9 protein-coding genes are annotated in these 7,842 nt (G+C 77.6%); 5 read left to right on the top strand and 4 right to left on the bottom strand.

The genetic code is table 11. The annotated features are described in order from the left end of the window. Window positions 1–113: 113 nt before the first annotated feature. Both ACI78U_RS15390 and ACI78U_RS15385 read right to left on the bottom strand, forming a co-directional pair. On the bottom strand, window positions 114–644 hold the full coding sequence (locus ACI78U_RS15390) for a methylated-DNA--[protein]-cysteine S-methyltransferase (protein WP_456876205.1): 531 nt from the start codon (window positions 642–644) through the stop codon (window positions 114–116). Then, window positions 641–2,140 (bottom strand): AlkA N-terminal domain-containing protein, encoded by a 1,500-nt coding sequence (locus tag ACI78U_RS15385; RefSeq protein ID WP_456876204.1) that lies wholly within the window; start codon window positions 2,138–2,140, stop codon window positions 641–643. Before ACI78U_RS15385 ends, ACI78U_RS15390 begins: the two co-directional genes overlap by 4 nt. 147 nt (window positions 2,141–2,287) lie before the next feature. Between ACI78U_RS15385 and ACI78U_RS15380 the strand changes: the two genes are divergently transcribed. Further along, complete coding sequence (locus ACI78U_RS15380) at window positions 2,288–3,574, top strand: S8 family serine peptidase (protein WP_456876203.1); 1,287 nt, start codon at window positions 2,288–2,290, stop codon at window positions 3,572–3,574. A gap of 59 nt (window positions 3,575–3,633) precedes the next feature. Here the strand turns inward: ACI78U_RS15380 and ACI78U_RS15375 are convergent, their stop codons facing one another. Then, window positions 3,634–4,059 (bottom strand): ester cyclase, encoded by a 426-nt coding sequence (locus tag ACI78U_RS15375; protein ID WP_456876202.1) that lies wholly within the window; start codon window positions 4,057–4,059, stop codon window positions 3,634–3,636. 193 nt (window positions 4,060–4,252) lie between these two features. Between ACI78U_RS15375 and ACI78U_RS15370 the strand changes: the two genes are divergently transcribed. Then, entirely contained in the window at window positions 4,253–4,498 is a 246-nt protein-coding gene (locus ACI78U_RS15370; RefSeq protein ID WP_456876201.1) for a hypothetical protein, read from the top strand. Between the two features lie 103 nt (window positions 4,499–4,601). Beyond that, the gene (locus ACI78U_RS15365) at window positions 4,602–5,159 is read left to right on the top strand and encodes a hypothetical protein (RefSeq protein ID WP_456876200.1); all 558 of its coding nucleotides are present in this window, start codon (window positions 4,602–4,604) and stop codon (window positions 5,157–5,159) included. On the opposite strand, the gene ACI78U_RS15360 is transcribed toward ACI78U_RS15365, so the two are convergent. Continuing rightward, complete coding sequence (locus ACI78U_RS15360; RefSeq protein ID WP_456876199.1) at window positions 5,090–5,917, bottom strand: TetR/AcrR family transcriptional regulator; 828 nt, start codon at window positions 5,915–5,917, stop codon at window positions 5,090–5,092. The two genes, ACI78U_RS15365 and ACI78U_RS15360, sit on opposite strands and share 70 nt — an antisense overlap. A gap of 105 nt (window positions 5,918–6,022) precedes the next feature. Here ACI78U_RS15360 and ACI78U_RS15355 point away from each other — a divergent pair, with 105 nt between their 5' ends. Both ACI78U_RS15355 and ACI78U_RS15350 read left to right on the top strand, forming a co-directional pair. Then, a complete protein-coding gene (locus ACI78U_RS15355) occupies window positions 6,023–6,976 on the top strand; it encodes an ABC transporter ATP-binding protein (protein ID WP_456876198.1) in 954 nt (317 codons plus the stop codon). Further along, a complete protein-coding gene (locus ACI78U_RS15350; RefSeq protein ID WP_456876197.1) occupies window positions 6,973–7,779 on the top strand; it encodes an ABC transporter permease in 807 nt (268 codons plus the stop codon). Before ACI78U_RS15355 ends, ACI78U_RS15350 begins: the two co-directional genes overlap by 4 nt. Window positions 7,780–7,842 lie beyond the last annotated feature (63 nt).

Raw genomic sequence — 7,842 nt, 5'->3', positions numbered from 1 at the left:
CCCCCCCCCCCCCCCCCCCCCCCCCCCCCCCCCCCCCCCCCCCCCCCCCCCCCCCCCCCCCCCCCCCCCCCCCCCCCCCCCCCCCCCCCCCCCCCCCACAGAGGCATCTCCGTCTACGCGGGGACGGGGGCGTGCTCCGCCTCGTGGTCGAGCAGCCAGCGCTTGACCGGGGTGCCCCAGCGGAAGCCGCCGAGGCCGCCGTCGGAGCCGAGCACCCGGTGGCAGGGCACGAACAGCGCGGCGGCGTTGCGGGCGCAGGCGTTGGCCGCGGCGCGCACCGCGGCGGGCCGGCCGCAGCGGGCGGCGAACGCGGCGTAGGTGTCGGGCTGCCCGGCGGGGACGGTGCGCAGCACGTCCCAGGCGTCCTCGAGGAACGGCCCGGAGCGCTGCCGCACCGGGACGTCGTCGATGGCGCCGAGGTCGCCGGCGGCGTGCGCCTCGACGGCGTCGAGGACCGGCAGGTGCTCCACCCGCTCGACCCAGGTCGGCCGCAGCGTGCGGTGGACGACGGGCAGCAGCTCGGCGACGTCGCCGGTCCAGCCGGCGGCCAGGACCACGTCGCCGCCGTCGGGGCCGGGGGTGACGACGACGGTGAACGGGCCGGGCGGGGTGGCGACGGTGGCGTAGCGGGCGGACTCGGTCATGACGCACTCCGATCGGGGAGGGGGAGTGGGGCGGGGGAGCGGGAGAAGAGGGACGGCGCCGAGAGCGACCAGAGGTGCATGACGGCGTAGGAGCGCCACGGCCGCCAGCGGGTCGCGGCGTCGGCGTCGGAGCTGCCCAGGGCGGCCAGCGAGCGGCGCAGCGCGAGGTCGCCGGGGAGCCAGACGTCGGGGTCGCCGAGGCCGCGCATCGCCACCACCGCCGCCGTCCACGGGCCGATGCCGGGCAGGGCGAGCAGGTCGCGGACGGCCTCCTCGCGGTCGCAGCCGGGGTCGAGGGCCACCCGGCCCTCGGCCAGCGCCGCGGCCAGCCCGGTGAGGGTCCGGCTGCGGGCGCCGGTCAGCCCGACGGCGGACAGGTCGGCCGCGGCGAGCGCCTCCAGCCGCGGGAAGGCGTGGGTGAGCGTGCCGACCGGCTCGGCCAGCGGCGTGCCGGCCAGCGCCAGCACCCGCGCGGTCAGCGTCCGGGCGCCGGCCACCGACACCTGCTGGCCGAGGACCGCGCGCGCCGCCGTCTCCGGGGCGCCGGGGGAGGCCGGCACCCGGCGGCCGGGGGCGCCGGCGACCAGCGGCGCCAGCGCGGGGTCGGCACCGAGGACGTCGTCGACGGCGGCGGGGTCGGCGTCGAGGTCGAGCAGCCGCCGGCAGCGGGGGACGGCCGCGCGCAGGTCGCGCAGGTCGGTGAGCAGCAGCCGGGCGGTCACCGCCGGCCCGCCGTCGGGCGCCGGGGAGAGCCGGACGACGCCGGGGCCGCCGGGCAGGTCGAGGACGCGGGAGAACGTCGTCCCGTCCCACTCCTCGAGTCCGGGCACGGCGTGCGCGCCCAGGAACAGCAGCACCTCGGCCGCGTCGAACGGGGCCCGCGCGGCCAGCCGGAGGGTCAGCCAGCCCGGCGTGCCGCCGTCGCTGCCGCGCCGGCGGCTGCGCAGCTCGGTGGGGGTGCAGGCGAAGACCTCGCGGACGGTGTCGTTGAACTGCCGGATGCTGGCGAACCCCGCGGCGAAGGCGACGTCGGCCATCGGCAGGTCGGTGGTCTCGATGAGCACCCGGGCGGTCTGCGCGCGCTGGGCGCGGGCGACGGCGAGCGGCCCGACGCCGAGCTCGCCGACCAGCAGCCGGTGCACCTGGCGCTCGGAGTAGCCCAGCCGCGCCGCCAGCCCGGGGACGCCGGCCCGCTCGACCTCGCCGTCGGCGATCAGCCGCATGGCCCGGGCGACGACGTCGGCGCGCACGTCCCACTCCGGGGAGCCGGGGACGGCGTCGGGACGGCAGCGCCGGCAGGCGCGGAAGCCGGCCGCCTGCGCGCCGGCCGCGGTGCCGAAGAAGGTCACGTTGGCCGCCGCGGGCGTGCGGGCCGGGCAGGAGGGCCGGCAGTAGATGCCGGTGGTGCGGACCGCGGTGAAGAACCAGCCGTCGAAGCGGGCGTCCCGGCTGGCCACCGCGCGGTAGCAGCGCTCGGCGTCGAGAGAGGCGGTCACGGCATCGAGCATGACACCGCGCAGGGGCGGGCACTGGCGGCTTTCGGACGCGGCCGTCGAGCGGTGTCCGCGTGCGCCTGTCGGTCCTCCGCAGGAGACTGCCCGCACCGCCGGGCTGCCCGCCCGCGCCGCCGACCAGGGGGAACCGTGATCGATCCGTCCGTGCCCGCACACCCGCGCCCGCGCCGGCGGGTGCGCGCCACCGGCCGCCAGGTGGTGGTCTTCGCCGATACGGCCGACGAGCCGGTGGACTGGTCGGCCGCCGGGATCTCCGACGTCGCCGACTCCCGGGACTTCACCGCCGGCCAGGTGCCTGCCCAGGCCCTCCGCGAGGCCGGGGCCACCGTGTTCGCCCGGCTCGGCATCGCCGTGGTCGCCGCCCCGCCCGAGCGGGTGAGCGCGCTGCGCCGGCCGGTGCTGTCGGTGTCGCCCGAGCTGGTCCACCACGTCCTGCCCGACGACGCCTACGTCCGCGGCTACCGCGACGGCGTCGACGACCTCGCCGGCCGGCTGGTCGGCACCGGCGGCGGGGACGGTGCCGCGCCCGCGCCGCCGCCGTTCGAGGACACCGCCGCGGCCACCTGGGGCGTGCAGGCCGTCCAGGCTCCGACCTCGCCGTTCACCGGCCGCGGGATCCGGGTCGCCGTCCTCGACACCGGCCTCGACCTCGCCCACCCCGACTTCGCCGGCCGCACGGTCACCGCGGAGTCCTTCGTGGCCGGGGTGACCAGTGCGCAGGACGGGCACGGCCACGGCACGCACTGCGCCGGCACGGCCTGCGGCCCGCGGGTGCCCCCGGCCGGGCCGCGGTACGGCATCGCGTCGGAGGCCGAGCTCTACGTCGGCAAGGTGCTCAGCGACGAGGGCAGCGGCGAGGACGGCGGCATCCTGGCCGGCATCGACTGGGCGGTGGCCAACGGCTGCGCCGTCGTCTCGATGTCCCTGGGCGCCGACGTGGCCGAGGCCCACCCGCCCTACTCGGCCGCCGGCCGGCGGGCGCTGCAGCAGGGGTCGCTGGTCATCGTCGCGGCCGGCAACAACGCCGACCGCGAGAACGGCGAGTACGGCTTCGTCGGCGCCCCGGCCAACAGCGTCGAGATCGTCGCCGTCGGCGCGCTCGACCCCCGCCTGGCCACCGCCTGGTTCTCCGCCCGCAGCCTGGCCGCTCCCGGCGGCGAGGTCGACGTCGCCGGCCCCGGCGTGGACGTGCTCTCGACCTGGCCCATGCCGGCCCGCTACGAGACGATCAGCGGCACCAGCATGGCCACGCCGCACGTCGCCGGTCTGGCCGCCCTGTGGGCCGAGGCGACCGGCCGGCGCGGCTACGAGCTGTGGGCCACCCTCACCCAGGCCGCCCGGCGGCTGCCCGAGCCGTCGGTCGACGTCGGCAGCGGGCTGGTGCTCGCGCCGCAGGAGGGCGCCGGGACGGCCTGAGTCGGCGTGGACGCGGGTCTCGTCGGGAGCCCGGTGGTCGACCCCGCCCGGTCCGGAGGTCAGCCCGGGAGGTGACCCAGCTGGGACAGCACCGTGACGTTGTCCCAGACCAACCACATCTCCGCGATCCTGCCGTCCTCGACGCGGAAGACGCCGGCGAAGTCGAACCGTGCCTTCTTGCCCGACGGCGGGAAGGGCCCCATCGGCCCGGTCTGGGTGCCCTCGTAGGTCGCCCACACGGCGGCCCGGTCGCCGTCCACCAGGACCTGCGTGAACGTCTGCACGTTGTCCGGGAAGGTCTCGGCGTCCTGCCGCAGGAAGTCCTTGAACTGTCCACGGTCGCTGATCGAGAGGTGCGGGGTCGCCTGGGAGTGCCGGACGACGTCCGGGGCGAGGACGTCGTCGAGCAGGTCCAGCCGGCGGGTGTTCATCGCGTCCTCGAGCCGCCGGACCAGCGTCCTGATCTGCTCGGCACCGTCGGTCATCGGGACCTCCTCGTCGTCCGGCCGTGCAGCGGCCCGTCCTGCCTAGTCGCCGACACGACGGCGGCGCCGGTCACGGCGCGCCGGGGCCCGCGCACGCAGCAGGTCGTCACCCGGCGGATCGCCTCCATGACACCTCGCCCGGTCGGGGGCACGGGACGGCTCGGGGCGGCCTGGAGCGGCGTAGCCTCCCGCCGTGGACACCCCGCTGGCGCGGTTCAGCGTGACCGTCGACGACGGGCACCTGGCCGACCTCGACTCGGTGGCCCGGGCACTGCGCGACTCGGGCATGCACGTCGACCGGGTGCTGGGCACCCTCGGGCTGATCACGGGCGAGGCGCCGGTCGCGGCCCGGCCGGCGCTGCTCGCCGTCCCGGGCGTGACCTCCGTCGACGAGCAGCTGCGCGTCCAGTTGCCGCCCCCGGACGCGCCGGTCCAGTAGTCCCGGGGACCCTGCCGGGCCGCCGCGCGTTGGGCCGGGTGTGCCGCCGACCGGAGAGGGGGAGCCGCCGGGCCCCGCGACCACGCGGCCGCGTGTCGTCCTCGTGCTGCTCGCCGTCGTCCTGCTGGCGCTGGGGGCGGTGCTGGTGACCTGGCAGACCGCCGGTGAGTCCCCGCCCTCGGCGGAGTGCGCGGCGGCGGAGCCGGCGGTGCGGATCGACCCGGCCGCGGTGCCCGCGGGCCCGGTCGCCGGGTACGCGGGGGAGCAGCTGGTCAACGCGGCGGCGATCGTCAACGCCGCCGCCGACCTGGGGCTGGACACCTGCGCGCAGGTCATCGGGGTCATGACGGCGATGGGCGAGTCCTCGCTGCGCGTCCTCGACCACGGGGACGCCGCCGGTCCGGACTCCCGTGGGCTGTTCCAGCAGCGCGACAACGGGGCGTGGGGCTCCTACGCCGACCGGATGGACCCGGCGACCAGCGCCACGAACTTCTTCCTGGCGTTGCAGGAGGTCCCTGGCTGGCGCGCGCTGCCGCCGACCATCGCCGCGCACCGCACCCAGCGCAACGCCGACCCGTACCACTACCAGCGCTACTGGGGTCCCGCCGTCGAGGTGGTCGGCGCGCTGGCCGGCCGGCCGGTGCTCGGCTCGGGCTCCTGAGGCCGGCGCTCGACGAGCACCGCGATCCCGTCGAGCAGCCGCGCCAGCCCGAACTCGAACGACCGCTCGGGGGCGTAGCCGCCCAGCTCCGCCCCGGCCACCGGCCCCACCCGCGCCGCTGTGGGGTACCGCTCGGGGTCGAACACCTGCTCCACGTAGGGCTCGGTGGCCGCCCACCACTCGTCCTCGGTCAGCCCGGACTCCTGCTCGGCCGCGGCCTTGTGGTGCAGTCCGCCGACCGTGCCGCGGACGAAGCCGCCCACGAGCGTGAGCACCAGCTCCATCTCCACCTCGGACAGGCCCAGGCCGTCGACGGCGGCCAGCTCCGCCTCGTACTTGCGCATCAGGTTCGGTCCCAGGACCGGCCGGCCGGTGCCCACCGAGGCGGCCCACGGGTGCCGGACGTAGAGGTCCCAGGTGGCCCGCGCGACGGCGGTCAGCCGGTCCCGCCAGTCCCCGGCCGGCGGCCCGGGCGGGACCTCGCCGAGCACGGCGTCGTACATCAGGTCGACCAGCTCGCCCTTGCCCGGCACGTGCGTGTACAGCGTCATCGCGCCGACCCCCAGCTCGGTCGCCAGCCGGCGCATGGTCACCGCGGCGAGTCCCTCGCGGTCGGCCAGCTCCACCGCGGCGGCCACGATCCGGTCGACGTCGAGCCCGGGGCGCGGGCCGGGACGGCGCCCGGGCTCGGCCGGGGCCCGCCAGAGCAGGGCCATGGTGCGGGCGGGGTCGCCGCCGGTCGCGGACTCGGTCGCCATGGCTGCAGCCTCCTCCACCTGCTTGCCCGACCGTCTCCGTACGGCGTACGGTGGCGGTCGCTCGACGATCTCGTACGGCGTACGGAGGTAGTGGTGGGAGCTTGGGTGCGGATCCGGGGACTGGTCAAGGGGTACGGGGGACGGGTGGTCCTCGACGGGGTGGACCTCGACGTCGAGCCCGGTTCGGTGTGCGCGCTGCTGGGACCCAACGGCGCCGGCAAGACGACGGCGGTGCGCATCGCGACCACGCTGTTGCGGCCCGACGGCGGGCGGGTCGAGGTCGCCGGCGTCGACGTCGTCGCCCGGCCACGCGAGGTGCGCCGCCGGATCGGCGTGGTCGGCCAGCAGCCCGCGGTCGACGAGGTGCTCGGCGCCCGGGAGAACCTCGTGCTGTTCGGGCGGCTGCACCACCTCGACCGGGCCGCCGCCCGGCGGCGCGCCGGCGAGCTGCTGGCGCAGGTCGGGCTGCCCGACACCGGGGCACAGCCGGTCCGGGAGTTCTCCGGCGGCATGCGGCGCCGGCTGGACGTCGCCGCGGCGCTGGTGCTCGCCCCGGAGGTGCTGTTCCTCGACGAGCCGACCACGGGCCTGGACCCGGCCGGGCGGCGGGACGTGTGGGACGCGGTGCGCGACCTGGTCGCCCGGGGGACGACGGTGCTGCTCACCACCCAGTACCTGGAGGAGGCCGAGCGGCTGGCCGACCGGGTGCACGTGCTCGACGCCGGCCGGGTGGTCGCGTCGGGCACCCCGCGGGAGCTGACCGCGGCCATCGGCGGCGACCGCCTCGAGCTGGTCGTCACCGACGCGGCCCGCGCGGCGGAGGCCGCGGCGCTGGCCGAGCGGGTGGCCGCGGGGCCGCCCGTCCCGGACGCGCGGGACGAGGGGGTGCGGGTGACCGTGCCCGTCTCGCGGCGGGCCGGCGTCGTCGGCGACGTGGTCCGCGCCCTCGACGGGGCCGGGATCGACGTCGCGGACCTGGTGCTGCGGCCGGCCACGCTCGACGAGGCCTACCTGCGCATCACCGGCCGGTCCCGCCTGGGCGAGGAGGTGCCGGCGTGACCGCGGTCGTCGAGGAGACCGGCGGGCGGCTGCGCTGGGCGGTCACCGACGCGTTCACCGTCGCCGGCCGCGACGTCGCGCACTGGCGGCGGCAGCCGTCGGTGCTGCTGGTGAACCTGCTGTTCCCCGTCCTGCTGATGGTGGTCTTCGTGTACCTGCTCGGCGGCGGGATCCCCGTGCCCGGCGGCAGCTACCGCGACTTCATGGTCCCGGGGATGCTCGCGCTGGTCATGCTGTTCGGGCTCGAGGGGACGATGACCGCCGTCGTCACCGACACCCAGCGCGGCGTCACCGACCGGTTCCGGGCGCTGCCGATGGCGCCGTCGGCGGTCGTGGCCGGCCGCTGCCTGGCCGACCTCCTCTCCTCGGTCGCTGCCCTGGCCGCCGTCGTGCTGGCCGGGCTGCCGATCGGGTGGCGGCCGCCGGTGGGCCCGGGGCTGGTCGCGGCGCTCGGCCTGCTGCTGCTCCTGCGCGTCGGCTTCCTGTGGGTCGGCATCTGGCTGGGGCTGCTGGCCCGGGACCCGTCGCTGGTCACGGCCGTGCAGATCCTGGTGTGGCCCTTCGCCTTCCTCTCCAACGTCTTCGTGCCGGTCGCCTCGATGCCGGCCTGGCTCGGGACGCTCGCGGAGTGGAACCCGGTGGCGGCCACCGTCACCGCCGTCCGGGAGCTGACCGGGGTGCCGGTCGCCGACACCGGGTGGGCCACGGAGCACGCCACGCTGCTCGCCGTCGTCTGGCCGGTGCTGCTCACCGCGGTGTTCGCGGCGCTGAGCGTGCGGCGCTGGCAGGGGCTCTCCCGGTGACGCCGGCCGACTGACGGGGAGGCCGGGCGTCCACCGACCGGTGGACGCCCGGCCCACGGAACG

This window comes from Geodermatophilus sp. SYSU D00710 (assembly GCF_054050195.1).
Note: the sequence above shows the minus strand (reverse complement) of the source record. Positions and strands in the feature narration are given on the sequence as shown.